This is a genomic window from Dietzia cercidiphylli, assembly GCF_014145145.1.
GTDB lineage: Bacteria > Actinomycetota > Actinomycetes > Mycobacteriales > Mycobacteriaceae > Dietzia > Dietzia natronolimnaea.
Genome location: NZ_JAALEA010000213.1, coordinates 1 through 1,989 on the forward strand (window position 1 = coordinate 1; position 1,989 = coordinate 1,989).

The 1,989-nt window shown below is 71.4% G+C and carries 2 protein-coding genes; both read left to right on the forward strand.

Annotation, left to right across the window (positions count from 1 at the left end):
• On the forward strand, positions 1 to 969 hold a 969-nt coding region (locus G6028_RS08255; RefSeq protein ID WP_182658594.1), incomplete at its 5' end, for a neutral/alkaline non-lysosomal ceramidase N-terminal domain-containing protein.
• 77 nt (positions 970 to 1,046) lie between these two features.
• Positions 1,047 to 1,814, forward strand: coding sequence for an SDR family NAD(P)-dependent oxidoreductase (locus G6028_RS08260; protein WP_119193494.1), 768 nt, complete (start codon positions 1,047 to 1,049; stop codon positions 1,812 to 1,814).
• The last annotated feature ends 175 nt before the right edge of the window (positions 1,815 to 1,989 follow it).

Here is a 1,989-nt window from a genome sequence, read left to right on the forward strand (position 1 = left end):
GGCCGCACGCACCGGACCGCGGTGGCGGCCCTCGGCGCGGCGTTCGCCGCCGGCAGCCAGGAGGACGGCGGGGGCGCCGAGGAGCTGCCCTTCAACGAGGGTGACCGGGGCGGGAACCCGGAGGTCAGAGCCATCTCCGAGCTCGTGATCCCCGCCTGGCTACGAGAGGCGCACGGCGCCAAGGACGTGCTGCTTCCCGTCGGTCTTGTGCCGCACGCCATCCAACGCGTGTATCCGTTCCACCTCGTCCGGCTCGGCGGGCACTACCTGTTCAGCCTGGGTTTCGAGCCGACCGTCGTGGCGGGCCTGCGCCTGCGCCGCACCCTGGCGGCCGAACTCGCCGTCCCCGAGGACCACGTCACCGTCCAGGGGTACTCCAACGCCTACGGGCACTACGTCACCACCCCCGAGGAGTACTCGGCGCAGAATTATGAGGGCGGCGCGACGGCGTTCGGCCCGTGGACTCTGCCGGCGATCCAGCAGGTCGCCGCCGACCTCGCCCGCTCGATGCGGGCCGGGACCCCGCTGGACCCCGGCACCTCCGAGCGGGACCTCACCGGGCAGATCCCCGTCTCCCCGCTGGGCAACCCGCTCGTCGACACCCCCGCGCCGCTGCGGAACTTCGGCGACGTCCTGGACCCGCCGCTCGCGGAGTACCGCGTGGGCCAGCGCGTGCTGGTCCGGTTCTGCGGGACCCACCCCAACTCCGACCTGCGCCGCGGAGACACCTACCTCGCGATCGAGCGCCGGGAGGGCGACCGGTGGGTACGGGTCCACGACGACGGCGACTGGTCCACGATGATCGTGTTCGAGGGCCTGCTCACCGTGACGAACGCGCTCGTCACCTGGGACATCCCGCCCGGCACCCCGGCCGGCGCGTACCGCGTGGTGTACACGGCGTCGGGACGCGGGATCGACGGGCGCCCGTTCCCCGTTAGGGGGGAGAGCCCGGCCTTCGACGTGCGCTGACGACCGGTCTGGGACACTGGAGACGCTAATGCTTGCGCTTCCTAGTGCTTGCGTCGTCAACAGAAAGGACATCGCCCGTGGACATCAAGGGTGCTTCCGTCATCGTCACCGGTGCCGCCTCCGGCCTGGGCAACGCCACCGCGCGTTCGTTCGCCGAGAAGGGCGCGGTCGTGTTCGGCCTCGACCTCCAGCAGTCCATCGACAAGGCCGTCGAGCAGGGCATCGATGAGGGCATCACCCTCATCGCCGCCGACGTCACCAGCGAAGACGACGTCAAGGCCGCCATCGCCAAGGCCACCGAGGCCGCGCCGCTGCGCGTGGTGGTCAACTGCGCCGGCATCGCCCCGGCCGCACGCATCGTCTCCAAGAAGGGCGTGCACGCGCTCGACCTGTTCCAGACCTGCATCTCGGTGAACCTCGTGGGCACGTTCAACGTGCTGCGCCTGGCCGCCGAGGCCATGTCCACCCAGGACACCGTGGACGAGGACGGCCAGCGCGGCGTCATCATCAACACCGCCTCCGTCGCCGCCTACGAGGGCCAGGTCGGCCAGATCGCCTACGCCGCCTCGAAGGGTGGCGTGTACTCGATGGGCATCTGCGCCGCGCGCGACCTCGCGCAGTTCGGTATCCGCGTCAACACCATCGCCCCGGGCACCATCGAGACCCCGATGCTGAAGGGTCTGACCGAGGAGTTCCAGAAGTCTCTCGAGGCCGCGATCCCGTTCCCGTCGCGCCTCGGCCGCCCGTCCGACTACGCGCAGCTGGCGAACGCGATCGTCGAACAGGACTACCTCAACGGCGAGAGCTTCCGCATGGACGGCGCCCTGCGCATGGCGCCGCGCTAACAGCCTGCCCGGGGGCCGGACTCCGCTTCCGGCCCCCGGTTCGGTACGACTGAGGCCCGCCCCCTGCGACGGGGGCGGGCCTCAGTGCTGCGCCTGGATCAGTCGGCGTGAACCGGGGTCAGCCGCGGCCGTTGTCGATCGCGGGGCCGGGGGCCGGAGCCGGTGCCGGTGCGGC